Source organism: Agrobacterium larrymoorei, from assembly GCF_030819275.1.
Lineage (GTDB): Bacteria > Pseudomonadota > Alphaproteobacteria > Rhizobiales > Rhizobiaceae > Agrobacterium > Agrobacterium larrymoorei_B.
The window spans coordinates 1,300,244-1,326,551 of record NZ_JAUTBL010000001.1 but is presented as its reverse complement, the minus strand read 5'-3'; the positions used below and the strand labels follow the sequence as shown (position 1 = coordinate 1,326,551).

Annotated in this window: 23 protein-coding genes and 2 pseudogenes; 14 read left to right on the top strand and 11 right to left on the bottom strand. The window is 57.1% G+C overall.

The window, feature by feature from the left end; translation table 11 throughout:
* Positions 1–58: 58 nt before the first annotated feature.
* The 9 genes and pseudogenes from QE408_RS06090 (at position 59) to QE408_RS06050 (ending at position 9,338) form a co-directional block, all read left to right on the top strand.
* A complete protein-coding gene (locus QE408_RS06090) occupies positions 59–1,234 on the top strand; it encodes an isochorismate synthase (protein WP_306929385.1) in 1,176 nt (391 codons plus the stop codon).
* Between the two features lie 19 nt (positions 1,235–1,253).
* Positions 1,254–2,880 (top strand): annotated as a pseudogene (locus QE408_RS06085) ((2,3-dihydroxybenzoyl)adenylate synthase).
* Positions 2,881–2,968: 88 nt separating this feature from the next.
* On the top strand, positions 2,969–3,838 hold the full coding sequence (locus QE408_RS06080) for an isochorismatase (RefSeq protein ID WP_306929383.1): 870 nt from the start codon (positions 2,969–2,971) through the stop codon (positions 3,836–3,838).
* 13 nt (positions 3,839–3,851) lie between these two features.
* Entirely contained in the window at positions 3,852–4,607 is a 756-nt protein-coding gene (gene dhbA / locus QE408_RS06075) for a 2,3-dihydro-2,3-dihydroxybenzoate dehydrogenase (protein WP_306929381.1), read from the top strand.
* 30 nt (positions 4,608–4,637) lie between these two features.
* Positions 4,638–5,372, top strand: coding sequence for a 4'-phosphopantetheinyl transferase family protein (locus QE408_RS06070; RefSeq protein WP_306929379.1), 735 nt, complete (start codon positions 4,638–4,640; stop codon positions 5,370–5,372).
* Between the two features lie 305 nt (positions 5,373–5,677).
* Entirely contained in the window at positions 5,678–6,148 is a 471-nt protein-coding gene (locus QE408_RS06065; RefSeq protein WP_306929377.1) for a MarR family winged helix-turn-helix transcriptional regulator, read from the top strand.
* Positions 6,145–8,211 (top strand): FUSC family protein, encoded by a 2,067-nt coding sequence (locus QE408_RS06060; RefSeq protein ID WP_306929375.1) that lies wholly within the window; start codon positions 6,145–6,147, stop codon positions 8,209–8,211. The genes QE408_RS06065 and QE408_RS06060 overlap by 4 nt, the downstream gene beginning before the upstream one ends.
* A gap of 9 nt (positions 8,212–8,220) precedes the next feature.
* On the top strand, positions 8,221–8,430 hold the full coding sequence (locus tag QE408_RS06055) for a DUF1656 domain-containing protein (protein WP_306929373.1): 210 nt from the start codon (positions 8,221–8,223) through the stop codon (positions 8,428–8,430).
* On the top strand, positions 8,427–9,338 hold the full coding sequence (locus tag QE408_RS06050) for an efflux RND transporter periplasmic adaptor subunit (protein ID WP_306929371.1): 912 nt from the start codon (positions 8,427–8,429) through the stop codon (positions 9,336–9,338). Before QE408_RS06055 ends, QE408_RS06050 begins: the two co-directional genes overlap by 4 nt.
* Before the next feature lie 535 nt (positions 9,339–9,873).
* Here QE408_RS06050 and QE408_RS23070 read toward each other — a convergent pair.
* From QE408_RS23070 to QE408_RS06000, 11 genes and pseudogenes are all read right to left on the bottom strand, one after another.
* Positions 9,874–9,957, bottom strand: a pseudogene (locus QE408_RS23070) (IS6 family transposase); the annotation flags it as partial.
* 244 nt (positions 9,958–10,201) lie between these two features.
* Positions 10,202–11,932 (bottom strand): TadG family pilus assembly protein, encoded by a 1,731-nt coding sequence (locus tag QE408_RS06045; protein WP_306929369.1) that lies wholly within the window; start codon positions 11,930–11,932, stop codon positions 10,202–10,204.
* Between the two features lies 1 nt (position 11,933).
* Complete coding sequence (locus QE408_RS06040; RefSeq protein WP_306929367.1) at positions 11,934–12,356, bottom strand: TadE/TadG family type IV pilus assembly protein; 423 nt, start codon at positions 12,354–12,356, stop codon at positions 11,934–11,936.
* Between the two features lie 739 nt (positions 12,357–13,095).
* Positions 13,096–13,767 carry an RraA family protein gene (locus QE408_RS06035; RefSeq protein ID WP_306929364.1) on the bottom strand — a complete coding sequence of 224 codons (672 nt, stop codon included), beginning with the start codon at positions 13,765–13,767 and terminating at the stop codon, positions 13,096–13,098.
* Positions 13,768–13,793: 26 nt separating this feature from the next.
* Complete coding sequence (locus QE408_RS06030; protein WP_306929362.1) at positions 13,794–14,795, bottom strand: hydroxyacid dehydrogenase; 1,002 nt, start codon at positions 14,793–14,795, stop codon at positions 13,794–13,796.
* Between the two features lie 143 nt (positions 14,796–14,938).
* Positions 14,939–15,829: an ABC transporter permease gene (locus QE408_RS06025; RefSeq protein ID WP_306929360.1), complete on the bottom strand. Its 891-nt coding sequence runs from the start codon at positions 15,827–15,829 to the stop codon at positions 14,939–14,941.
* Positions 15,822–16,604 (bottom strand): ABC transporter ATP-binding protein, encoded by a 783-nt coding sequence (locus QE408_RS06020; protein ID WP_306930226.1) that lies wholly within the window; start codon positions 16,602–16,604, stop codon positions 15,822–15,824. The genes QE408_RS06025 and QE408_RS06020 overlap by 8 nt, the downstream gene beginning before the upstream one ends.
* Positions 16,605–16,642: 38 nt before the next feature.
* Positions 16,643–17,656: an ABC transporter substrate-binding protein gene (locus QE408_RS06015; protein ID WP_306929358.1), complete on the bottom strand. Its 1,014-nt coding sequence runs from the start codon at positions 17,654–17,656 to the stop codon at positions 16,643–16,645.
* Positions 17,657–17,803: 147 nt separating this feature from the next.
* Complete coding sequence (locus QE408_RS06010) at positions 17,804–18,511, bottom strand: IclR family transcriptional regulator (RefSeq protein ID WP_306929356.1); 708 nt, start codon at positions 18,509–18,511, stop codon at positions 17,804–17,806.
* A 37-nt stretch (positions 18,512–18,548) separates the two neighbouring features.
* On the bottom strand, positions 18,549–19,475 hold the full coding sequence (locus tag QE408_RS06005) for an SMP-30/gluconolactonase/LRE family protein (protein WP_306930224.1): 927 nt from the start codon (positions 19,473–19,475) through the stop codon (positions 18,549–18,551).
* Entirely contained in the window at positions 19,472–20,521 is a 1,050-nt protein-coding gene (locus tag QE408_RS06000; protein ID WP_306929354.1) for an amidohydrolase family protein, read from the bottom strand. The genes QE408_RS06005 and QE408_RS06000 overlap by 4 nt, the downstream gene beginning before the upstream one ends.
* Positions 20,522–20,647: 126 nt before the next feature.
* On the opposite strand from QE408_RS06000, the gene QE408_RS05995 reads away from it, so the two are divergent.
* From QE408_RS05995 to QE408_RS05975, 5 genes are all read left to right on the top strand, one after another.
* Entirely contained in the window at positions 20,648–21,658 is a 1,011-nt protein-coding gene (locus QE408_RS05995; RefSeq protein ID WP_306929353.1) for an ABC transporter substrate-binding protein, read from the top strand.
* Positions 21,659–21,882: 224 nt separating this feature from the next.
* On the top strand, positions 21,883–22,845 hold the full coding sequence (locus tag QE408_RS05990) for a Bug family tripartite tricarboxylate transporter substrate binding protein (RefSeq protein ID WP_306929351.1): 963 nt from the start codon (positions 21,883–21,885) through the stop codon (positions 22,843–22,845).
* On the top strand, positions 22,842–23,303 hold the full coding sequence (locus tag QE408_RS05985) for a tripartite tricarboxylate transporter TctB family protein (protein WP_306929350.1): 462 nt from the start codon (positions 22,842–22,844) through the stop codon (positions 23,301–23,303). The genes QE408_RS05990 and QE408_RS05985 overlap by 4 nt, the downstream gene beginning before the upstream one ends.
* 30 nt (positions 23,304–23,333) lie before the next feature.
* A complete protein-coding gene (locus tag QE408_RS05980; RefSeq protein WP_306929348.1) occupies positions 23,334–24,842 on the top strand; it encodes a tripartite tricarboxylate transporter permease in 1,509 nt (502 codons plus the stop codon).
* 82 nt (positions 24,843–24,924) lie between these two features.
* Positions 24,925–26,127: an alpha-hydroxy acid oxidase gene (locus QE408_RS05975; RefSeq protein WP_306929346.1), complete on the top strand. Its 1,203-nt coding sequence runs from the start codon at positions 24,925–24,927 to the stop codon at positions 26,125–26,127.
* Positions 26,128–26,308 lie beyond the last annotated feature (181 nt).

Below are 26,308 nucleotides of genomic sequence, written 5' to 3'. Positions count from 1 at the left end.
AACATGATCAACATACTCAAGTATAAGCCATCGTCAACCACCACATAGGAGGCACCCCATGAAAACGGGAGCGCTCAGGACGAATGATGTCGATTCCGACGACGTCTCTGATTTTACGAAAGAATTTCTATTTACCTCGGGCAGCGGCCAATTACGCGCCAAGGGTGTCCGTGAAAGAATCTCCATTCCTGCACGCGACGGCGAGAGCGCGCAGAGCCCGCTGCAAGAGACGTTGACCAGGGCTTTCGAGCGTGCGCGCAAAGCTGGACAGGAGAACCCGATCGCCATCGGCGCAATCCCATTCGATGTCGGTGAGGCGTCATGCCTTTATGTGCCTCACAACTATGAGTGGAATTTCGGGGCGGCAGTGAAGACTGTTACCGATTCAGGTATGCCAGCGCTTGTGGGCCAGAGCAGCCTGCCGGACGAGAGCGGTTTCAAGCGCGCGGTCGAACACGCTATCGTCAACTTCCGCCATTCCGATGTGCGCAAGGCGGTACTCTCCGTCATGCGCGAACTGACCTTCGCATCCGAGGTGAATGTCGAGGGACTGCTGGCGAACCTCGCCAAGCAGAACCGCGAAGGCTACCAGTTCCGCATTCCGCTGCCCGATGGCGGCGATCTGATCGGCGTCAGCCCGGAACTGCTCATTCGCAAGCAGGGCGACAAGATCACCTCCAACCCGCTGGCGGGATCGGCAAAGCGCATGGTTGATCCGACGGCGGACAAGGCGAATGCGGATCGGCTCTTGGTCTCCGAAAAGGACCACTACGAGCACAGCCTGGTTATCGAGGACATCCGTTCTCTGCTCTCACCGGTCTGCGCCGAACTCGATGTGCCCGAAAAGCCGTCGCTCATCAGCACGGCGGCACTGTGGCATCTTTCCACCCGCATCGAAGGCCGTCTCGCAGATCCCGACACCAATGCGCTGCAACTGGCGTGCCTGCTGCACCCGACGCCAGCGGTGTGCGGTTTCCCAACCGAGCGCGCCCGTCGCCTGATCCGCTTTGTCGAGCCCTTCGAGCGCGGCCTGTTCACCGGCATGGTCGGTTGGACGGATGCACAGGGCAATGGCGAATGGGTGGTGACGATCCGCTGCGGCACCGTGCAGCGGCAAACCGTGCGGCTCTTCGCAGGCGCCGGCATCGTCGAGGCCTCGCAGCCCGATGCCGAATGGGCCGAGGTACAGACGAAGCTCAAGACCATGCTGAACGCGTGCGGTCTTTCTGCCTGATTTTTCCCAGGGACATATCATGACAATCGAATTCCAACGCTGGCCCGATTCTTTCGTTCGCCGATACCGCGAACGCGGCTACTGGATCGACCGGCCGCTGAGCGCCATTCTGACTGAACAGGCGGCGCGTCATCCCTATAGCACCGCACTGATCTGCGGCGATCGCCGCTTCACCTATGCCGATCTGGATCGGCAATCCTCGAACCTCGCCGGTCATCTTTCCGTGGCCGGCATCGGCAGGGGCGACACCGCGCTGGTGCAATTGCCCAATGTCGCCGAGTTCTACATCGTCTTTTTCGCGCTGATGAAAATCGGCGCCGCTCCCGTCAATGCAATCTTCAGCCATCGCCGGCTGGAAATGACCGCCTATGCCGAACAGATCGCGCCAAAACTGGTGATTGCCTCCCGCGCACACGAGCTTTTCACCGACGACGCGTTTCTGGATGCTCTAAAACTCGCCTCCCCTCGGCTTGCCCTCACCCTGCTGCTTGGGAAGACCGATCCTGAGCGAAGCCTGGAACGGATGATGGCCGAGCCGCCGGACAATCCGCCCGCTTTCGCACCTTCGGCAGCCGACGAGGTGGCGCTGTTCCAGCTTTCCGGCGGCAGCACGGGAACGCCGAAGCTCATTCCGCGCACGCATAACGACTATGATTACAGCATCCGTGCCAGTGCCGAGATTTGCAAGTTATCACCGCAGACCCGCTTCCTCTGCGCCATTCCGGTCGCGCATAATTATCCGATGAGTTCGCCCGGTGCGCTCGGCGTCTTTCACGCAGGCGGCACCGTCGTTCTCGCCGCAAACCCGGAGCCCCTGGCCTGCTTCGATCTAATCGAAAAGCACAGTATCGACATCGTGCCGCTGGTGCCGCCTGCAGTCGCGCTATGGCTTCAGGCCGCTCCCGCCCATGTTGGACGGCTGAAATCTCTGAAGCTCTTACAGGTCGGCGGCGCAAGCTTCGCCGAGGCGCTTGCTCGTCAGGTGCCGGAGGTGCTGGGCTGCAATCTTCAGCAGGTGTTCGGCATGGCGGAAGGTCTGGTGAATTACACCCGCGCTGGTGACCCCGAGCATCTCGTCTTCACCACGCAAGGCAGGCCGATCAGCCCCGATGACGAAATCCGCATCGTTGACGAAGACGGCAATGACCTGCCCGAGGGCGAGGGCGGCATGCTGGCGACCCGCGGCCCCTATACGTTTCGCGGCTATTACCGCGCACCTGAACACAATGACAGGGTCTTTGACAGGGATGGCTTCTATTATTCCGGCGATGTCGTGCAGCGCACGCCCCGAAGGTTATCTCCGGGTCGTGGGCCGGGTAAAGGACCAGATCAACCGCGGCGGCGAAAAGGTCGCTTCGGAAGAGGTTGAAAACCTCATTCTTCGGCACCCGGATGTCACCCATGCGGCCCTTGTGGCGATGCAGGACGAACTTCTCGGCGAGAAGAGTTGCGTCTTCGTCGTTTCGCGCAATCCCGCTCTTAAGGCGCCGGCCATCCGCCAGCATCTCGCTGGTCTCGGCGTCGCAGATTACAAGCTACCGGACCGCGTGCGCTTCATTGACGCCATGCCGCTGACTGCCGTCGGAAAGATCGACAAGAAGCGCCTGCGCGACCTGCTTGCGACACCCGTCGCCATCAGCGCCTGAGACACAGCGCAAAGCAAAAGGGACGTTCAAAAGAGCGTCCCGAAACCAAAGATCAAGCGCACTTTAGCGCAGCACAACCGAGGTCATCATGACAATCCCCACCATTTCCGACTATCCGATGCCGGTCGCCGCGAGCTTTCCGGCCAACAAGACACAATGGAAGCCCGATGCGAAACGCGCCGTGCTCCTCATCCACGACATGCAGCGTTACTTCCTTCGGTTCTACGAGGCCGACGGCAAGCTGATGAACACCCTTATCGATAATCTCGCCAAGGTGAAGGCATGGGCCGTTCAGAACGGCGTACCGGTCATCTATACCGCCCAGCCCCATAACCAGCCGCCCGGCGATCGCGCGCTGCTGAACGATATGTGGGGACCGGGGCTCACCGTGGTCGATCCCGAATTGCAGAAGGTGGTGGACAAGCTTGCGCCCACACCGGACGACGTCGTGCTGACCAAGTGGCGATACAGCGCCTTTCAGCGTTCCGATCTTGCCGAACGAATGAAGGAATGGGGCCGCGACCAGATCATTATCGGCGGCGTCTACGCCCATATCGGCTGCATGATGACGGCCGCGGAAGCCTTCATGAAAGATATTCAGCCCTTCATGATTGGTGACGGCGTTGCCGATTTTTCAGAGGCGGAGCATCGCATGGCGCTGCAATATGTAGCGACACGCTGCGGGGTGGTGATCGACACCGCAACCGTTGTTGGCGCTGGAGAGGCAGGGAATATCAGTGAATGGCTGAAAGCCCGCGTCCTGCAAATGGTGGAAGACGAAAGCGAAATCGACCCTGATGAGAACCTCATCTTCTACGGCCTGGATTCCCTGCAGGTGATGAAACTTGCAGGCGAACTTAAGGAGCGTGGCGTGACAGTCGGCTTCGATGAACTGGCACGTGTGCCCACACTGTCCGCCTGGTGGGCGTTGATCGACCAAAAGCGGCTGGCGGCCTGAGCGGACGGACAAGATGAGACTACAGAGATTTATCGGGCGGCGCGTGCTGGTGACGGGCACGGCGCAGGGTATCGGCCGCCGCATCGCCGAACGTTTCATCGAGGAAGGGGCCGACGTCATCGGCCTCGACCTTCTGGCGGAAACGACCGAAGCGCCCTTCCGTCAGATCGCACTCGACATCACCCATGCGACGGAGGTGGAGACGACCTGCAAGGCAATCGAAAGCGAATGGGGTGGGCTCGATATTCTGGTCAACGCCGCTGGCATCTTGCGATTGGGGGACAGTGAAAGCCTCACACCTGAGGACTGGAAGGCTTGCATGGATGTCAACGCTGCGGGGCCGTTCCATATGCTGCGGCAGTGGAGCGGCACCTTCAAGCGGCAGCGGCGTGGCGCGATCGTCAATGTCGGCTCCAATGCCGCTGTCGTGCCGCGCATCGGCATGATGGCCTATTGCGCGTCCAAGGCCGCGCTGGTCAGCCTTAGCCACTGCGCCGCCCTTGAGCTCGCTCCCTATGGCGTGCGCTGCAATGTCGTTTCACCCGGCTCCACCGATACGCCCATGCTGGCGGGCATGTTGAGCGATCCCGCTGGCAAGGAACGGCTGGTTGCCGGTCTTCCCGAACAGTTCAAACTTGGTATCCCGTTGGGCAAGATCGCAAGGCCGGACGACATCGCCGATACCGTGCTGTTTCTCGCCTCCGATCAGGCCGGCCATGTGACGATGCAGCAGATCGTGGTTGATGGCGGCGCCACGCTTGCGGCTTAAATTCGAGGCGTTTGATTGAGGGTAAAGAAAATGTCCGTCGCTACGGCGTTTCATCGCGAGGCCGCCCCCGGTGCTTCGCCGGAAGCAATCTGGCCCTGGCCAGACGACAGACACGATTGCCATTGCCTCACCCTTTGCTACAGCGCCGAAGACGGCGGCGGCGAGGTTCCCTCCTTGCCGCTCCAGCTTTCAAACGCCACGCAAAGACGCAAGGCGGAATTCATTGCCGGGCGCAGATGCGCGGCGGAGGGCACGCGCCGCATAATCGGCCGCACCATCTTTCCCGGCATGGGCGAGGATCGTGCCCCCATCTGGCCCGAAGGCGTCATCGGCGCGATCTCCCATAGCCAAGGACAGGCGATTGCGCTGGTAGGCTTTTCCCTGCGATTTCGCGGCGTCGGCATCGATATCGAAAAACTGCTGACCGAGGAGGAAGCCAACGATATCGCTCCGCAGGCCTTGACCGCAAATGAGCGCTACAATCTCGGTAACGAGATCGATCCCTTCATGACCGGGCTGATTTTTTCAGCCAAGGAAAGCCTGTTCAAGGCGCTTTATCCAACGGTGAAACGGCCTTTCTTCTTCGAGGCAGCCGAACTCAGCAGTTTCGATGCATCCGGCTCCGCTTCGCTGCGCCTGACAACAGACCTTCACCCTGAATGGCGCCGTGGAGCGGAAGTACCACTCCGCTTTTGTCACATTGAAGGACTGTTAATCAGCCGCGTTCTTCTCCCACACCCGGACAAAGAGCGTAAATTTTTATGAGCGAATACCCATGCGTCACTCGGATGACGCTCCCAGCGGGGCACGCAGTCTGAGGTAACGTACAGCGAGGACCAAACTTCCTTAGCTCCTGAACGGAACCGTTACGCGTGCGCGTCCCGCAGTCCGACATTCATCGCGTGGTGGGTTGTGTCCAGCTCTCACATCTGAGCCAGCTTTGAGGTCTCATCTTCGCTAGGCCTGGTACGCTTGAAAATATTCTCCATGATGATCCCGGACGGGCACTTGACTGAATTAGATAACATGTTATCTATAAACATATGACCGATGATGAGCTTAGATTTCTAGTGACCAGTTCCCTGCCGCGTGCAGAGCGGCAGTTGCGCAAGCTCGGGCGCAAGCTTGCAGACATGCTGTGTCGCGAGTGCGGTTACCCACCAGGAAGCCTATCTGAAGCTTCGATCTTCCCTTTGATCATCATCGGCAGGTTGGGAGAGGGTGTCCGGCAGAACGCGGTCGCAGAAGAAATCGGGGTCGAAGGCCCAGCTCTCGTTCGCCTTCTGGATTTGCTTGCCGAGCAGAAGCTTATCGAAAGGCAAGAAGACCCCGGCGACCGACGAGCCAAGATGCTTTGGCTCACGGACGAAGGTCGGAAGCTACGACTGCGAGTCGAAACCCATCTGACGAAAATCCGGGCCGAGGTGCTGCGAGCCCATAGTCGGGATGATCTTATTGCCGCACTAAGGGTGATCCGTACGATGTCCACCTTCGTCGATGATGGAGTACTGGACGAAATGTTCGCGGACAACGCGACATGAGAGCACGCGTCGCGTTCCCGACGTTGACCGAATGGATCTTTTCAATAAAGACCTTCGCAGCGTCCATGGCCGCCCTTTACGTCGCTCTTGCGGCAGGGCTCCCCCGCCCATATTGGGCTATGGCCACTGTGTACATTGTCGCCAATCCGCTGGCTAGCGTTACGCAGTCGAAGACGGCATTCCGGGCGGCAGGAACAGTAGTTGGGGCAAGCGTAGCTATTTTCTTTACGCTGCAGCTTGCGAACGCCCCTGTCCTATTTGTGCTTGTCGTGTGCCTGTGGACCGGCTTTTTGACCTTCCTGGCATTGTTCGACAGGTCTCCCCGATCCTATGCATTTTTGCTTTCCGGTTACACTGTCCCTTTGATCGCGTTCCCTTCGATCTATGCTCCTGACAGCGTTTTCGGTACCGGCGTTGCCCGCGCCGAGGAAATCATTCTGGGCATCGTTTGTGCTGCGGTCATCAACAGCGTTGTGCTTCCTACCGGCCTCACAGGAACGGTGCGTAAAACGGCTGAAAACCTCCTGAAGGATATCTGTCGTTGGATTGGCGCAGTCATCGAAAACGGCCGCGACAGCAATGCGTTAAAGCAGAGCGAACGCCTGGCCTCAGATGTCGGTGCCCTCGATAATCTGATCGTTCACCTTCGTTACGATGTCGCTGCGGCGAACCTGACGTTCCACCTTAAAGCGTTCAAGGAGCGGATAGCGCCTGTACCGATCGCTTTACACGCATTTGGCGACCGACTGGCGATCCTTCGGGAAAGGGGGGCCATCGATGTCGACCTCGCCGATCTCCTTACGGACTTCCAGCTCTGGATTTCGTCGAAGGATCAAGGCGAGAAAGATAGTGACCAGACCGCAGCGCGTCTTCGCGAGAAGCATGCGCATCTGACCCACATCGTGGAGACGCGGCGAGATTGGGATGGCCTGCTGATCAGAAGCACGCTCGTCGATATTTTGCATCTCATCGATATGACGCAGGATTGTCAGGTTTTGCTGAGAGAGATTTCAGCCGGCACCCTGGCGCGCCGCCGTGTGAAGCTTCAGTCTACGCGTTCGGTTCAAAGCAGCTGGCATCACGACATCGTCGTCTTTGCGATTACGGGCGCCTCTATCGCGCTGTCCGGCTTCATCGCGAGCCTTCTCTGGCTCTATTCGGGCTGGCAGGCCGGTGCGGGTTTCGCTCTTATGGTACTCATTGCCGGGCCATTTTTCGGAGCGTTGGACAACCCCCTGCCGGGACTAAAGGCCATGGCGATCTTCAATGCCGTCAGCAATCTGGGAGCTGGCATATTCTTGTTCGGAATTCTCCCGGGCGTCAGCTCGTTCTGGGGGTTAGTGCTGGTCTTTGCGCTCCCTTTCATACTGTTCGGAACGATCATGAGTCGACCGCAATTCATGCTCCCGGGTATGGTCATGACGGTCGGCACCGCATCGACCATCGCATTGACGGCAACCTATTCTTCCGATTTCATTTCATTTGCCGACGGTGCTGTGGCCTCGACGCTGGGCGTGCTATTCGCCGTCGCGTGGAGCGCACTGACACACTCGCTCGGTGCATCGCGTAAGGCTCAGCGCATTGCCAAGCTGGGTTGGCGTGAAGCTACCGCCATCGCTGACGGTCGTTTCTCGAGATCACCGACCTGGTATGCCGCCCGAGGACTCGATCGGCTTGCTCAATTTGTACCGCGTCGGGCTGCAACTTCCGGCACCACGCTGAGCGACCTGGACATGATAACCGAATTGCGGATTGGGACGCGACTGGCTGCTCTGCAAGAAGAAGCTTCTGTCATGACGACGTCGCAAGCGCGACGGCTCGATCCCATTTTCGCCGGTATCGCAATCTGGTTTAGGTCAAAGACAGTTCACGATGCTCCGAATGCTCCTTCGCCAGCGATCCTGTCGAGCATCGATGACGCACTTGATGAATTCGACAAGCCTCGCATGCTTGCGGCTCTGACCGACCTGAGATGCAGCCTGTTTCCGCACGCCTCTCCCCCGATACTTGAAAGAACGCGTGCTCGAAGCCTGACCCGTTTAAACCCCATGGCGGCAGAGTAGGAAACGCGCATGTTTGGTGAAGTCGTATTGTTCGGAGTTTATCTCCCCAAACTGCTGATGCTGTCGATCCTTGCGTTCGTGCTGCATGGACTAGCAAAGAAGGGTCTTGCTAGCTTGCATGTCTATCGTCTGGTCTGGCACCCCGCACTCTTCAACCTGTCATTGTTCGTGCTGATTTTTGCTGCGACAGCGGATGTCTTTCAAAGGTATGCGTCATGAAGTCCTTTCTTTTCCGTTCCATGAGGCTGGTAGTCACGCTTGGCATTACGGTCGTTGCCATTTTTTTCGGATGGCAATTGTGGATCGCCTACATGGAGACGCCGTGGACTCGAGACGGCCATGTGCGCGCCAATGTCGTCACGATTACGCCGGATGTTACCGGGCTTGTCTCGGCGGTTTTCGTTCATGACAATCAGAGAGTGACAAAGGGCCAGACGCTTCTTAAGGTCGATCCCTCGCGCTTCCAGATTGCGCTCGACAGCGCCAAGGCAAGCGTCACGCAGGCAACCGCTACGCTGGATAATGCCAAAACCGAAGCTGAGCGATACAGGAGACTACAGGAAGGTTCTACCGTTTCGCAACAATCCGTGGACAAGGCCCAACTTGCCCTTGAGCAAGCCGAAGCGGCCTATGAACAGGCGCAGGCGAGTTACAATCTCGCCCAACTCAATCTCGTTCGTACAGACGTTGTGTCGCCCGCTGACGGCATTATTACCAATCTTGCACTGAGTCCGGGTGATTATGTGGCTTCCGGCAAGGGCGTGATGGCATTGGTCGCTACCAGTACGATCCGCGTCGAGGGATATTTCGATGAGAGCCAACTGTCCCACATCACTGTCGGCGATCCAGTCAAGATTACGCTTATGGGAACGAAAGATCCGCTGAAGGGCCATGTCGAGAGCATCGCGGCGGGTATCGAGGATCGCGAGAGAACAGCGGGTAGCACCCTTTTGGCTAATGTCACGCCGAATTTCACTTGGGTTCGGCTTGCACAACGCGTACCCGTGCGCGTCAGGCTGGACAAGGACACGGATGCCAGCGCCCTTATTGTCGGAACGAGCGCGACCGTGGCGGTTCTCCCTAAAGCGAACGACCGGGAGATTTCTCTCAAGACGGCAATCAGATGAAGCCCACCGCGTTCAAGTGATCTGACCTCGACATCCAGCCCTGAGGTCACTCCATGGGCTAGGAGATGCGTACCAGGGACACTGACCTATTCCAAGGCCGTCATGGACTTTGCGTGTGCCGAAGCATCGATCCACATGTTTCGAAAAGTTGTCACCTTAGCCAGCGGTGTTCCGAATCAGCGTCTAGGTGAGAGTGTCAAATGCGCTGATCTCTAGTTCAGACGTAGAGACGTGTGGAAGCGTGCCTTTGAAAGCCGTATCTCCCAATATCCGTATCGTTGAAGCAAGGGCCAGGTACAAGCCCGATCAAACTCTTTCATTAGCTGGCTCTTGAAGGGGCATGAGCAGACGGCCACCTACTTCGACAGACAGCTCTGACGTATGCTTGCTTTCATCCCGTCGAAGAGCAGCCGCCGTAAGGTACGGCGGCAAGTAGCTTCTTAGGGAGAGAGGCAACCTATCTTCGAAAGGGCAGCATCGACCCAGGCTCGGTCGTTTTTGCCTGCGCGGATTGCTTCCATCTGCTTCGTCTCCGCCGCGTGCTTTTTGGTCGCCGCTTCGTAATCCGTTCTCGCCGTCGGATTGGCTGGTGGCAATTCTCCGCCCGATTGCTCAAGCCTTATACGAACAGCCTGGTCAAGTTGCCATTTGTTACCCAGCCGACCGGCTGAGCGACCACGGATCTCCCTAGGAAAGGGCCACCCGAATTCCTCTACCTACAAACGGACCGCCGCCTCGGGCGAGCCAACGATGGCGGCGTTAGAGTAGATCATCGTCTGTAGTGCCCCTTCATCGCCTGACGAACTCAAAGTTATCTTGGCTTCACCATGCTCTTCCAGCTCCCCAACGCCTTTTTGAACACACTACTGCAACAGCGCGGGCTGCATACAGCGCGCATCCGTCACCCGGACATCAGCTTCACCGACCTTGACTCCGAAGATCAGCATCACGTTATAAAGGACTTGATCGACCGGCCGAGCAGCAACGGAAAGAGTATCGGCCAACGCCGCTTGTACCGCGGTCGGTGAGCCGACACTTAAAGCCAGCACGTTGATATCGAGATCGAAGTTTTTCAAGATGGACTGAATGTAGGAGGTCCAACCATCTCTAGTGGATACATCTTTGATCGTCGCTTGATTGATGTCCGCTTGCGTGAACGTCAATCTGGTCTTCGCCAAATTGCCGACCGTAACATGCGACATGCCGTTTATTTTTACGAGACGTGAGTCGACGATCGCTGCTTTCGTTACGCGCGACTTACTGCCGAACTTACTAAAAGCGCTTGTATCCACTTTGCCGACCGCAATTTCTACCACTCCAGGTACCACATCAACGTCCACGGCGTTGTTGCCGCCGGCTGCGCAACGAATGTCTACAAGTTTACCTTCAGCAGGTGCCATTTCGACGTAGAGAGGTAGACGCACCTGAAGGCCAGCCAAAGCTTTCAACCCGTCGACGGTGGTGTTCAAGGCAACTCGGGTCTGCGCAGTTCTGACGACGGTTCCAACGCCGCCCACCGCCAACGATGTCGTCAGCACAGGCAGTTCACCGATGGCGATGGTCAGTTTTGTGGAAGCCAAGCCGGGAATGTTGGTGCCCGCATCGACTTCAAACTGATGTCGTCCGTTTGCGGCAATCGCCGTAGCGGAAATCAAATCGAAGACGCTGACCGTGACCTTCGGATTGCCGCTGCTTCCCACCATATTGTCGAGGAAGGGTCCGAGGTTGACAATCTTCTCCAACGGAAAATTGAGAGTGGTTGTGTTGGCTGCCCTTTCCAATTTCTGGATGGTTGAGGCGACGGACGGCTGTAACCCACTGGTTCTAGCCAGGGCGCTGAGAAACTGGCTCAAGGTAATTTTCGTTGTTACGAGCTCGCGATAGGTTCCGACGTTCAGCTTAAGATCCGTTGCGAGGATGTCGATCGTTTTCAGCAGGCTCACATCGGCGCTGGCAAGCGATTGATAGTCCCCCACCTTAAGATGAATGGTCGAACCAAAAAGAGTGCTCAATACGCTGTTGATCAGACCGTCATTGAGGCTGGCTGCGCGAGATCCAACGGAAAAGGCGGCTACCTTTTGTGCCCCGGCCGTTCCCACTGCTGACAGATCAGGCGGGGTCGTGAAGCCTGACGCAAAGTAGAGCCTGCCTTTTTCGAAAATTGCGACCTTTACTGCGTCGGCAGGCGCTGCGTTAGGGGTAAACCGCCTCTCCACTGGAGTGTCCGGGTCTGCGACATAACGCCCTGTGGTGATCTCCGCGTAACCGTCCAGTCCCGCCCCCTCGATGTCGGCATCCTTTGGCAGGAGTCCACCTTCGGTCAAGAGACCTGATCCAGTTCTGATGCCAATTTTCTGCCCGTTGAGTTTGAAGTATTGCAATACGGCCTGTTCAGCATCGAGTGCGGAGGCCGCGGAAATCGCAGCGAGATCCGCAGATTGCTGGAGCTGCCTTTTTTGCAGCGTCAATGCCCCATAATCCACCCCGAGTGCTAAAACGCCGACAATCATCGGCGCAGTCAACGCTGCCATAAGTGCGATATTGCCCGCATCGTCTTGATTAAACCGAAAGATCGAAGATCGTATCTTCCCCATCTCATATACCCCCGATCCTAACGGTGGAAAATCGTCTTATCGTTTTTGCTGGAAGCGCATAGGTATAAAGGCCCCAAATTGGCAGCTTCGTTGCGTCATAATCCACGGTAACCGTAAACTGGTTGCTGTTGGCATTGTCGATGCCAACGGTGACGTTAAGGTCGCCCTTGTCCAAGAACGCATAACTAAGCGCGCTCTTGCTGACGAAGTCTCTTGCTAGTGCTTCCCGTTCCTGATTGTTCAAACCGGCAATCGCGGTTCTGGCGGCATCTGCAGCCACCTGCTGCACGGAATAGGCAGCCATGAGATATATCCCATAGGCTACCATGCTCAGCAGAACGATGATGAAGAGCGGCGCCACGATGGCAAATTCGATTGCCGAAGATCCAGACCGATTATGAAGTACTCTCGAGAGAAATGCCACGATTTTTGCCTAAAAATTGACAATATAATTTTCCTATTCCTAGTCTTGCGGCTTTTATTTTTTCTTAATGCAGAGATTTTCGATTTGTATCGATTTAATACAACGTTAGCATTACATTATATTATTATTTTTTCATGAGATTATATTACGATAAACGTCAGCAATATTTTTTGTTCTGAAAAATACTGTCAAAGACAATCTGCAAAAAATCAAATTCGCATCTTTAGCAATATCAAGTGACAACGAATGGGGATTTCCGGCGCTCGCGTGGCGGTTCGGCATCAATTAAAAAAACAGTGAGAAATGGCGATCTCGACTAGGTGTTAAGGATGATGCGACAGGCTCAAAGGATCGCAGAAGTACGGTATTGTCGGCTCTTGATGAGGCTGCGATTATTTCATTGAGGGCTTAGGTTCGCCGAAGCATCGATCCACATGTTTCGAAAAGTTGTCACCTTAGCCAGCGGTGTTCCGAATCAGCGTCTAGGTGAGAGTGTCAAATGCGCTGATCTCTAGTTCAGACGTAGAGACGTGTGGAAGCGTGCCTTTGAAAGCCGTATCTCCCAATATCCGTATCGTTGAAGCAAGGGCCAGGTACAAGCCCGATCAAACTCTTTCATTAGCTGGCTCTTGAAGGGGCATGAGCAGACGGCCACCTACTTCGACAGACAGCTCTGACGTATGCTTGCTTTCATCCCGTCGAAGAGCAGCCGCCGTAAGGTACGGCGGCAAGTAGCTTCTTAGGGAGAGAGGCAACCTATCTTCGAAAGGGCAGCATCGACCCAGGCTCGGTCGTTTTTGCCTGCGCGGATTGCTTCCATCTGCTTCGTCTCCGCCGCGTGCTTTTTGGTCGCCGCTTCGAAAACAGTTTCCGCGTCGTCAATATGGACGCTGAGAAATCCATCCGCATCTCCGCATGCAAGATCGCCGGGGTTGATCACCATCCCGCCAATCGAGATCGGAACATTCACTTCGCCTGGCCCATCCTTGTAAGGGCCGCGATGAGTGACCCCAAGAGCAAAGACCGGGAAAGTACCGGCGGAAAGCTCGGCGCTATCGCGGATCGCGCCGTTGATAACGATTCCGCCGAGGCCGCGCTGAACCGCGTGCGCCACCATCAACTCCCCGATAATCGCATTGGTGAGATCACCGCCAGCATCGACAACCACGATGTCACCGGGTTCCGCGATATCAAGCGCCTTGTGGACCATGAGATTGTCGCCAGGGCGAGCCTTCACCGTAACTGCCGGACCGACCATCATGCCGCCGGTATAGTAGGGACGAAGAGCCGCACCGCCTGCCGTCATGCGGCTCATGACGTCGCTGATATTGGCAACGGGCAAAGCACGAAAGGCGTCTACCCATTTCGCCTCGACCTTGCGTTCACGCTTACAAACGCGGAATCCAATCATTCTATTTCTCCTCAGTATCGATGATTTCAGGCGGCAGAAGCGAGGTTTTTGTTGGCAAGAGCCTGGCTGTCATAGCCCCTGCCCTCGAGCACGCCGATGATGTGGGTGGCACTCTGTACCGCCATGTTGCGCAGAGCTGAGCGGCTCGCGCCGCCGACATGCGGCGTAGCGATGAGATTGGGCAAAGTCCAAAGCACGCTGTCGCTGGGAGGCGGCTCTTCCTCGAAACTGTCGAGGGCGGCGCCGGCTATCGATTTCGATTGCAGCGCTGTAACGAGCGCGGCCTGATCCACCACCGCCCCACGAGCGGTATTGATCAAAAAGGCATCCTGTTTCATCAGTGACAGGCGCTCGGCGTTAATGAGATGGTGTGTCTGCGGCATCAGCGGGCAGTGCAGGCTGACAACATCAGCAGCTCTCAGTATCTCGCTGAGGTCTCGACTGACCGCGATCTCTGACGTGTCCGCCGCGAAGGGGTCATAGGCGATAACCTTCATCCCAAGTCCACGGGCAAGGGCAGCGGCGCGCTGGCCGATCTCCCCGAAACCGATGACGCCGAAGACAGCACCGGCAAGGTCGCGCCCCACATACTTCGTTTTCGGCCAACCGCCAGCCTTGACCTGACTATCGAGCGAAAGAACATCCTTCATCAGACTTACCGTCAGGCTGATCGCGAGTTCCGCCACCGACTGGGCATTGGCGGCAAGCGCCCTGAGAACCGGGACGCCCACTTCCGTTGCTGCCGCAAGGTCGATGTTGTCGACGCCACTGCCATGTTTGGCGATAACCTTCAGCCGCGGCGATGCTGCGATTACCGACCGGTCGATCGACCCTTGCCGCACCAGTATCGCATCGACCTCGTTATCCCGTGCCATGGCGGCAAGATCATCGGGCGTCGAATAGGCGGGTGCAAAAATCGGCTCAAGCCGGTGGTCTGCCAAGAGTTGCATGGCTTCGGAGACCAGTTGGGCTCCCGTGACCATGACTCGGCCTCGAACCTGCGCGTCAGTCATTTCAGTCGCATTCATTTGTGCGCCTCGTTTTTTAGAAATCGGTGGTGATTGGGAAAGATCACTGAGCTTTGGCCAAGGCAAAAGGTCATCGCGATCTCTCTGAGACTGGCAGCCGGCACCAATCTGTCTTTGCACCGGCAGCCTCTGCTGTGTTGCCGTTAGCCGTTCTGAGTGCCCCATTTGCGAACCGTCAAAAGCTCGATCGTACGGAAGACAAGTCCTTCAACCACGAGGCCAATGACGATGACGGTCAGCAGGCCGGCAAACACGCCGGAGGTTTCGAGTGCATTCCGAGCTTCGAAAATGTACCAGCCAAGGCCAGCAGCATTTCCTGAAACACCGAAGACAAGTTCGGCGGCGATCAGGGTGCGCCAAGCGAACGCCCAGCCAATCTTCAAACCGGACAGGATCGACGGGAAGGCTGCAGGAATGAGGATGAAAAACACCATCCGCAGCCCGCCGAGGCCGTAGTTCCGGCCGGCCATCTTCTGAGTCTGGCTGACGGAAAGAAAACCCGTAAACGTGTTGAGCGATACCGCCCAAAGGACGGAGTGGACGATCACGAAGACAATACTGCTGGTCCCGAGGCCAAACCACAGAAGTGCGAGCGGAAGAACCGCGATGGCGGGCAGCGGGTTAAACATTGCCGTCAGCGTCGCCAGCAGATCGGTCCCGAAACGGGTCGAGATTGCAAGTGTTGTCATCACTGCTGCAAGAGCAATCGCGGTCGCATAGCCGGTTACAAGAACCTGGAGGGATGTTATTGCCGCTGAAGGCAGCCGCCCGGAAACGATGTCGGCCCAGAGCGTCGTGATGGTCTCGCTAAAAGACGGAAACATCAGCGGATTGCCGAGATAACGGGCGTAAGCCTCCCAGATGATGCACAGCCCGATCAGAACCAGCGCACGACGAAATCCGGTGATGTTGAACAGGCCTTCCCAAAAGCCGACATCCTGCTTGATGCTACCGATCTGCGCGATATCGAGGGTCTTATATTCGAGATCGGGTCTGGCTGGCAGGCTCGCCGGAGCCGTGAGAACCTTAGTCATGAGCAACCTCCTGATCGCCGAAAAGCATCTGGTTGATCTTTCGATTGAAGGCCATGAAATCCGCATCGCCCTGGTGCTGATGCCCATAAGCGGTCGCGTCCAGTTCCGCGCGAACCTGGCCGGGATGCGGCGAGAGCACAAGAATGCGCGAGCCGACGATGATTGCCTCTTCGATCGAGTGCGTCACGAAGAGCAGCGTGAAACGCACGTCGTCCCACAACTCCAGAAGCTCTTCCTGCATACGGCGGCGCGTCAGGGCATCGAGAGCGGCGAAGGGTTCGTCCATCAGAAGCATCGCCGGCTCCATTGCCAGAGCACGTGCAATTGCCACGCGCTGCTTCATGCCGCCGGATAACATGTGGGGATAGGAATTCTCGAATTTCGACAGTCCCACCTTGTCGATCACCCGCCTCGCCCGGTCGCGGATCTCGTTTTTCGGGAAGCGTCCGGCCCGGCGCATCGGGAACATGACGTTGTCGATCACCGTCATCCACGGCATAAGTTGATCGAACTCCTGAAACACCATCATGCGATCGGGTCCCGGTCCTTTAACCGGCTTGCCTGCAAGCTTGATGTCGCCCTCGACCGGCGCCAGGAATCCGGCAACGCTCTTCAACAGTGTCGACTTTCCACAGCCAGACGGGCCCAGCAGGATGAAACGGTCATCCTTTTGAACGTTGAAGCTGACCTTGTAGGTCGCGGTGAGAATGGCTGCACCGGTCTTGTACTGGAGCGTAACACCGTTGACCGAGAGCAATGGGGAGGATGTGTCCATGCCCTGAGCGCCGTTTGCGAATTGGTTGTTCATATCCATTAGCTGCCATTCCCCTTACTGACAGGCTCGAAGAACATATCGCGCCAGCTGGCGGGCGCCTGCTTGATCGCGCCGGTCCCGGCGAGGAAGTCCGCAAACCTCTGCATCCCGCGTGGCTCGGTGGTGAAGACCTGACCGCGGATGGCCTCTTCAACCTGGGCTGCTGACAGACTCGTCTTTTCGGCAGCCCTATAGATTTCGCCAGCTTGTCGGGGATCGATCTGGATCAGGTCCATCGCTTCCTTCAGCGCACCGACAAATGCTGTCAGCACTTCCGGGTTGGCCTCAGCGAATTTTTGGGTCGAAGCATAGAGCGCGCCGGAGTAAGGCCCTCCCATGATGTCGCGACCGTCGGTGACTTTGAAGCATTTCTTCGATGCCTCAAGCGTGCTGATGAACGGCGGCGAGGCGAAGTAGAGGGTCACTCCGTTGCCGGATATCAGTGCGGTCGTGGCGTCGGGGTGCGGCAACTGGACCATCTGCTTATCAAAGCGTTTGGCCTCGCCCTTGCCGAATTCTTTCTCTGCCGCCATTTGCAACATGATCGCCTGCGGCGACGTCGTACCAGTCACCGCGATACGGTCCGTGGGCTTGATGTCCTGGATCGACTTGATCGACGGATCGTTGGTATACAGCGTCAAAACCGCTTCGTTGCATCCCGCGATCCCCTTGAGGTCGTAGGAGCCCTTGGTCTTGGCCCAGGCGGCGATCAGGGCAGTTGAGCCATAGGCGCCAATATCAAGGCTGCCGCTGAAAATGCCGTCATTGATGACCGTCGAGCCACTGACACGCTGAATCTGAAATTCGGTTCCGGCAATACCATTGCTCTGTGCGTGCTTTTCGAAGAGCGAAAGCTTTTCCGCGACAGTCGTTGCCAGATGGCTTGTACCGTACTGTGTGGCAACCTTGATGGTCTTCTTCTCTTGCGACCGGGCCACCATAGGCCCTCCGGACGCTACGAGAAGACCAATCCCGGCAAAGGCCAAAGACTGACGTCTTGTGAAATTGATCATGAACTCCTCCACGAGTTTCGCCTAGCGAAAATGAGCTCTCGGAGGGTTCACGACAATCATGAGCGCGTACCCATCCTCCCGATGAGCAGCACCTTGTTAGCATTTTGAAACGGCGTTGCAAATAATAAATGCAACGCCGTTGCATTTTTAAAATTCGCCACCCAGTGATTTCGTCAGGCCTTCGGCAAAGCTGCTCAACTGCTGAGCAACCTCCGCAGCCTTATCAGCTGTGAGCCGCGATGCGGGACCGGTGATCGCGAGCGCGCCCAGGAGGCGTTGACCAGCCCCAAACACAGGAGCGGCCATCGAAGCGACGTGAGGGTCCGTCACCCCGTTGGAATAGATGGGCAGCTCAATATCCTTGGGACTCTCCGTCTGGCCCGCCTCGAACATGCGCAGAACCTGCGCGATCGAAGACGCATCCATGGGTCTGAGATCACCTGGTCGCACATGCATGCGTAGCGGCGACGGCGAGTCGTGGCGGAACAGGCAAAGGCGCTGATCGCCGCGCCGGATATAGAACGAGGCGGTCTCGCCCGAGATGGAGACAAGCCGTTCCAGAACCGGCATCACTTCGGATTCAAGCGCATAGGATTGAAGGTATACGGAGCCAAGTCTGGCAATTTCCGTTCCCAAACGATACCGGCCGTCCCGCATCCGCTCAATGAAACCGAAACTTTGAAGCGAAACGCACAAGCGCATGATCGTGCTTTTGACGAGGCCAGTCCGTTCCGCGAGTTGTGTCAGTTCAAGGGCATCGTCACCTCTACGGAACGCCGACAGCACGGTAAGGAGCCGATCGGCGGAAGCCACGCCTTTCACCCGAGGTAAACCTTGCTCGTAATCGTCGTCCATAATCACCCTCTTCTTCATCAATCCGGTCAGCGTATCGTTAGCTTACAACCGCACCCATGCACAATTCCTCCCCTCGCACAGGCAACCTCGCGCGCAAGATACTGCCGGTCTGAGATTCGGTGATGTAGATCACGTGCCGGTCCTTTGGATCGAAGGCCATGTTGGTTGTCGAAATACCAGCGCATGACCGGATGCGGTGCAGGGGTTCTGCCACACGCGATACATGCCATATCGAGCCAAAGCCCGTATGGGCAACGAAAAGCTCCCCATCCTCCGACAGCGCCAGGCCGTCAGGCCCGCCCATGCCCCCGTGCAACTGAAGGAACACCCCCACCTTGGTTGCAATCCCCTCGTGGAGCGGCGCCCGCCAGATCTGCTGCGCGCGGGTCACTGCGACGAGGAGATAACTCATGTCTTTGGCGATGACGATCCCGTTGGGACTGGGAATGTCAGACAAGACGCATTCGAGCTTCCCTGCCGTAGACAAACGAAACACCCGGCCGGTCGGCGAGTGAAGTCCGCTTTGCCCCTGGTCGGTGAAATAGAGATCACCATTGGCGGCAAAGACGAGGTCGTTGACCCCCTTGAAGCCTTCGGAGAAGTATTCTTCGATCACCGGCGAAACCGCTCCGGTAGCCACGTCAAGCTGCAGGATCCCGCGTTTGTAATCGGTGATGTAGATTTTGCCTTCGCTGCGGAACTTCATCCCATTCGGCCAGCCGTCATATTCGCTGACAAGCTCCCACTCTCCGCCGGGTGTGATTCGGAATATCCGCCCAAATGGAATGTCGGTAACATAGAGGTTGCCGTGACCGTCGAAACAAGGGCCTTCGAGGAACGAATCGATCGCCATACCGGAGCGGTTTACGTCCGCCCAGCGGGTTTTACGAGGGTTCCGGAAGCGGTCCGGCATGCGGGAAAAGATTTCCGTCTCTATCGTCGGCGGCGGTGCGAAAAACATCAGAATTCTCCTTCCGGCTCAATGCCGAGCTTGTAGATCCGCGCTGCTGTCGAGAAGAAAAGGTCCTGCTTTTCCGAAGCACTGGCGCCTTGAGTCAGCCGTTTAAAGGCGTTCCATAACGCTCGGTAGGACACCATGCCCTTATCGACGGGGAAATTGCTCTCGAACATGCAGCGTTGCGTGCCGAAGCGTTCGATCGCATACGAGATGTACGGATCCCACGCCGCTGCGAGCGCTTCAGACGATGGTGGCTGCTGGGCAAGATGAAAGTCGAACCCGCCTGCCCCCATTGCCAGACCACCAAGCTTGACGGAGACATTCGGTAGATGAGCGATCCTCGCCATGGAAGCCTGCCATACGGCCAGCACCTCGTCTCGCCTTCCTCTATAGGCGCCAGCCCCAAGCGGGCCACCAAGGTGGTCGAGAATGATCGTGGTATCCGGGCAGGCACGCGCAAGATCCTCGAACTCTGCGAGTTGGGTATGATAGGCCCAAACATCGAGCGTCAGACCGCGTGCGCCCAGTCGGCGTGCCCCCTCACGGAATGCGGGCTCTAAAAGCAGCCCTTTTACCGGGGGGACGGGATTGGTCGCAATCGCGGGATCTTCATGCCAGGCAGTCTGGTTGCGGATGCCGCGAAAGCGCTCTCCGCCAGCAGCGGCCATGCGATCAAGCACTGGTTCGATACGGTCACCCGCCATCAGATCGCACGAGCCAACGATTGCGGCACACGCTCTGAACGATCCATAGAGCCCGGAGGCGGAGCGCGCTGCAATGCCGTTTGCGAATTCGACCTCCCCCACGGGTTTGAGCAATTCGTCCGGTTCATCGGCGCTGTACATGGACCTACTCTGAACGAAGACCGTCGCCTGGACGCTATGGCCCCGCCGGGCGTCAGCAAGGAGTTCATCGAACAAGTATCGAGAACCGGGGCGGTCCCACAGATGGTGATGAGGGTCCACAATCGGCATCTCAGGGAAAAGAACCTCCTCCTGTTCCAGAGCGAGCCAGTCTTCACGCACAGCGATATGGGGCGAATGTCCAGCCATCTGTCCTCCTCACAGTCTTGGCACCGGCAGCAGTAATCAACGATCGTCACAAAAGCGGTTGACAGCGCAGCCGAGATGACATCATTATTTTGCAACGCCGTTTCAAAAAGCACTTCGGGAGGAAGTATGCAACAGAAACTTCGCCGGCGCGCCGCTCTTGCCGCGATCGCCGCACTGTCGCTTTTCACAGTTTCAACCACCGTTTCCAGAGCCGCAGAAGAAAAGCCGATCTCGATCGCTATCCAATATGGGTATGCTTATCTGCCTGTTGTTGTCGCGGAGCAGAAGGGCTTCTTCTCCAAGCAACTGGCCGCAAAAGGCATCAACACGACCGTTGAGATCAAAAAGATCAGCGGTGCGCCTGCCATCAACGACGCCTTGATCAGCGGAACGATCGACATCGGTGCCTATGGCCTTCCCGGCATGCTGATCGCTGCGGAAAAGACGAAAAACTCGATCAAGATTCGCGGCCTTGCGGCACTTGTCGCAGGCGACAATGGTTTCTACACCAACAAGGCAGAGATCAAGGACCTCAAGGATCTCGGAGCCAATGATCGGATTGCCGTCACATCGACGACCGGTCAACAGGGTTTGCTGGTGCGAATGGCGGCAAAGAAAGCCTTCGGCGACGCAAAGCACTTCGACACGATGATGGTGCAACTGCCACATCCTGATGCAACGAGCGGCCTTCTTGCTGGTGGTACCATCAGCGCCTATGTTGCGCCCCATCCCTATAGCGATGTGCTAGAGGCAAACCCCAAGATCCACAAGCTTTTCAACTTCTCGGACTACCTCGGACAGCAGGTCACGAGCGGATTGTTGGCAACGACGGGCAAGTTCATCGAAGATCGTAAGGACGCCTCGCTCGCTGTCGTCGCAGCGATCGAGGAGGCCGATAACTTCATTCGCGACAATCCAAAAGAAGCGGCTGAAATCTTTTTAGCCTCGGAGAAATCGTCTCTCAATGCCGACCAAATCGAGAACATGCTGGCGACCGTCAAAGACGAGTGGGGCGTTCAGCCCAAAGGTGTGATGGTCTTCGCGGACTTCATGTTTGAAGCAGGCCTGCTGAAGTCGAAATTGGCCAAGTGGCAAGACGTGTTTTTTGAGCCTGTCGCAACTGGCCAAGGCAGCTGAGATCGGTTCAACCCAAAACATCATGCGCGCACAGCTTGGCTGATCGACGCGCGAGCGACTGACCAAGCACACAACGGATATCGGCGTCGGATGACGTGCTTACGCGCACGGCGCCATTTCTTCATTCACAATTACCACAGCAGCATTCTACGGCCGCCAAGCGTCTGCCCTGGCAGTGACGTCTTCGCACCGCTTGACGGCCACCATCCAAAGGAGGATTGGATTTGAAAAGAAACGTTTTCGCTCTCTCGCTCGCGGTCGCGGCTCTCACCGCATCCGCCCAATTTGCTCATGCCGAGTGGCCCAAGGATCGTCCGATCCAGATGATCGTTGCTTTTGCACCAGGTGGCAGCACCGATGTCATGGCACGCGCGATGCAGCCCTTCCTCGAAAAGGAGCTCGGGGCCGACATCGTCATCGAGAACCGCCCAGGTGCATCCGGCGAAATCGCCTACACGGCGCTGGCAAAGGCAAAGCCTGACGGATACACCTTCTCGTTCATCAATACGCCGGGTTTTCTCTCCATGCAGGTTCAGAGGAAGCTCGGATACGATCCCACGACGATAAAGCCGGTGGCGCGCATCGTTGATGATCCGGCCGCAATCGTTGTGCCAGCGAACTCTGAGATCAAAACGCTTGCTGATTTCGTGGCTGCGGCGAAGGCAAAGCCCGGTGCCGTATCCTACGGCTCCTCGGGTATCGGCACTGATGACCATCTGGCTATCATCATTCTCGGCGCCGAGTCCGGCACCACGATCACCCATATTCCGTTCAATGGGGCGGGCGAAACGCGCACGGCGATCCTAGGGTCTCAGGTCACCGGCGGTGGGCTGAACGTCAGCGAATTTGCCGGAAACGATACGTCTGGTCTCAGGATGATCAACACCTTTGGAAAAGAGAGGTCACCGCAGCTTCCAGACGTACCGACTGCCATTGAGTCCGGTTTCAATGTGGAGATGACTTCGGAGCGCGGTATTGCCGCCCCTCGTGAAGTGCCTGCTGAGATCGCCGATCGCTTTGCTGCAGCCGTCAAGGCGACGCTCGACAATCCCGACTTCCAGAAACAGGCCAAGCAAATGGCGTTGCCACTGGCGTATCTTAGTGGTCCCGATTGGGAAAAGGAAATGCCAAACCGCCTCGCCCGCTTCCAGGAAATCTGGAACAAGACGCCGTGGGTGCAGCAATGAACATGAAATCTGCAACCAAGACCCGGGACTTTCCCGATATTCTTGCTGGTTGTGTCATGATCTTTCTGGGAGCGCTTGGCCTTTGGGCCGGGCGTGACCTGTCATTCGGCACGCCGGGGATGATGGGGCCAGGCTTCCTGCCAAGGTCGCTTTGCGTCATCATAGCTCTGATCGGGGCCGTTGTGCTGATCAAGGCTTTGACCAAACCTTACGAAGCCCTTGATGCCGTCAATCCAAAGCCCTTGATCATTCTGGTCATCGGCATTGCTGGATTTGCTTTCGCCGCAGAAAGCCTTGGCTTCGTTGTTGCGACAATCTGGCTTCTTGTCGTTGGAAGTCTCGCTGACCCGGAATCGAGATGGCGAGAAATCTTCATCTCGACCGCGATCCTGACCACGCTCGGCGCGCTCCTCTTTATCTACGGACTCGGCGTCCAGATGCCCATTTGGCCTCTGTGATCGCCATCCTGACCTGATCGGATTACTTCGATGGCATTTCTCGACGTCTTGATGCTTGGCTTCTCGGAAGCATTGACACCGACAAATTTGATGTTTTGCTTCATCGGGGCGCTTCTTGGCACCTTGATCGGCGTTTTGCCTGGCATTGGCCCGACCGCAACCGTTGCAATTCTCTTACCCGTCACATTCTTCCTGCCGCCACTCGGCGCGCTGATCATGCTGGCCGGCATTTTTTATGGCGCGCAATATGGTGGCTCCACAACGGCGATCCTTGTGAACCTTCCCGGTGAAGCTTCGGCTGTCGTAACCGCGATCGACGGATACCAGATGGCTCGAAAAGGTCGGGCCGGTGCGGCACTGGCGATTGCGGCGTTAGGTTCATTCTTCGCGGGCACTGTTTCCACGATTGCGCTGGCGGTCGCAGGTCCGACGCTTTCGTCCTTCGCTCTTTCCTTCGGGCCCGCAGAATACGTATCGCTCTGCATCTTCGGTTTGTTGGCAGCGACGATCTTGGCGCATGGCTCCGTGGTCAAGGCAATCGGCATGGTTTGCCTTGGCCTTGTGCTCGGCATGGTTGGCATCGACGTCAACAGCGGTTCGGCCCGCATGACTTTCGGATCAACGGATCTTTATGACGGCATCGAGTTTGTCGTCATCGCTGTTGGTCTTTTCGGGATTGCGGAGATCGCAACCAATCTCGAATCGAAGGAGGTCCGCGGCGTTCTACAGAGCAAGATCGGTCGCCTATGGCCGACGCGTGAAGAATTCAAAGAAAGCTGGGGCGCGGTCCTGCGCGGCACAGGCGTCGGCACCATTCTGGGTGTTTTGCCTGGCGGCGGCGCAACGCTGAGTGCTTTCAGTGCCTATTCGGTTGAGAAGCGCATGTCCAAGACGCCGGAAAAGTTCGGTCATGGCGCTATCGCCGGCGTGGCTGGGCCGGAAGCCGCGAACAATGCCGGTGCGCAATCGTCCTTCATTCCGCTCCTGACTCTCGGCATTCCCTCCAACTCCATCATGGCCATGATGCTTGGTGCGATGACGATCCACGGCATCACGCCCGGACCATCCGTCATCCAGAACCAGCCCGGCCTGTTCTGGGGGCTGGTGGCGTCAATGTGGATCGGTAATGCGATGCTCCTCGTGATCAACCTTCCGTTGATCGGGCTCTGGGTAAAGTTGCTGCAAATCCCTTACCGCATCATGTACCCGGCCATCCTGTTGTTCTGCTGCGTAGGTGTCTACAGCGTCAGCAACCGTGGTTTCGATGTCGCCCTGGTCATCCTGTTTGGTGTTCTGGGTTACGTTCTGCGTAAGGCGAAATGCGAACCAGGCCCGCTCCTTCTCGGGTTTGTTCTCGGTCCATTGCTGGAGACGAACCTGCGACGCGCCATGCTGCTTTCGCAGGGTGACTGGCTGGTGTTTTTCGAGCGACCGATAAGCGCCGTCCTTCTCGCACTCACGGCCCTCATGTTGCTGACTTTGATTTTGCCGACCATTCGTAAAAACAGGAAAGCTGCGTTCGAGGCGAGCGAAGACTAAACCTTGGGGCGCCACGAGGCGCCCTTCTCCTTTCGGCAGTGTTCCGGCGCTTCTTGCTCGGTCAATAGCTTGGATATGGCAGATGACATCCCCCATCTTCGCGGCAAAATCTGCACGACGTCTGGACAGCGTCCTTTCGCTTGATGATTTTGAAGCGCTGGCGAGGCGCCACCTCCCTGCGCCTTTGTTCGGCTATATCGCGGGCGGAAGTGAAACAAACGCCTCACGTCGGATGAATGAGGAGGCATTCGAGGCGATAAGCTTTGCGCCGCGTGTTCTAAGAAACGTCTCGGCCCGTACCACGGCGGCTAACCTGTTTGGAGAAGAGTGGAGAGCACCTTTCGGTATCGCGCCGATGGGCATCAGCGCCCTGATGGCCTACCGTGGTGATCTCGTCCTAGCCGAAGCGGCGCAGGCCTCAGGCATTCCAATGATCATGAGCGGGTCTTCGTTGATCCGGCTTGAGGACGTTGCCACGGCCGCACCGCGCTCCTGGTTTCAGGCCTATCTGCCAGGTGAGCCGGAGAAAATCGATGCTCTCATCGAACGCGTTGCGAAAGCGGGTTTCAAGACATTGGTCCTCACCGTCGACACGGCAGTGCTGGCTAACCGCGAAAACAACGTCCGAGCGGGCTTCTCTACCCCGTTACGCCCCAGCTTGCGTCTCGCCTGGCAAGGGCTCACTCACCCCAAGTGGACGGTCGAAACCTTCATGCGGACGATCATCAACCAAGGGATACCCCATTTTGAGAACTCCTTTGCCACACGCGGCGCTCCGATCATCGCCTCGAACGTGATGCGCGATTTCGGAAAGAAGGATCACCTGGACTGGAGCCACGTCGCCAGAATCCGCGAAAGGTGGACTGGCAACCTCGTCATCAAAGGTATTCTACACCCCGAGGACGCCAAGATCGCAGTAGAGAACGGCGTTGATGGCATCGTTGTTTCGAACCACGGCGGACGTCAACTCGACGGAGCAATGGCTCCACTTACCGCGTTGCCCGGTATTGTCTCGAGTATCGGCAACGCCGTTCCCATCATGTTGGATGGGGGCATTAGGCGAGGCACCGACATCGTAAAAGCGCTGGCCTTGGGCGCACAGTTTGTTTTCGTTGGGAGGCCGTTCCTCTATGCTGCCACTGTTGGTGGTATGGCGGGCGTGGCAAAAGCGGCCGCAATCTTGCATAATGAACTTCACCGCAACATTGGCTTGCTTGGGCTGACGTCAATCAAAGACATTGCTGATGAACGACCTGTGAGACATCGTATCCCGACGGTCGGGTAATTACGTCTGGTCATCGCTGTTGAATGGATTCGGACCATCGACCCCGCGATGGTTGGCCAAAACGATTGAAATTCCCGATCGCTTAATTCAAACGAAACCGATTAGTGTTACTGGGCGATCAACACCCCAACGCGGACCTGTTTTGGCAGGGAGACATCGAATCTCGACGATGTCGGGCCCG